1 pseudogene is annotated in these 251 nt (G+C 56.6%); it reads right to left on the bottom strand.

From position 1 onward, the window contains the following. A pseudogene (locus J8I82_RS38165) lies at positions 1–117 on the bottom strand (IS5/IS1182 family transposase); the annotation flags it as partial. Positions 118–251 lie beyond the last annotated feature (134 nt).

Below are 251 nucleotides of genomic sequence, written 5' to 3'. Positions count from 1 at the left end.
GCCAAGCGCTGCACGGTCGTCCACTCGCGGTCGGCCGCCTTTGGGCGAGGGTTCGACCGTCGGCAGCAATGGCTGCAAGGCCTTCCACAATTCGTTGTTGATCTTCTTTCGTGCCATGGCACATCACAATGCTCAACTGCCATGTGACGATGACACGGTTTGGTTAGCGGCTCTTAGATACTATGAAGGGCCGCGGAAGTAAGCCCCCTGGAGTAAAACGAGGATTCGGAGTCTCGTTTCTCAAGGAGCAC

The sequence above is a fragment of the Cupriavidus consociatus genome (genome assembly GCF_017814975.1).
GTDB lineage: Bacteria > Pseudomonadota > Gammaproteobacteria > Burkholderiales > Burkholderiaceae > Cupriavidus > Cupriavidus consociatus.
This window is presented reverse-complemented; position numbering and strand designations above follow the sequence as displayed.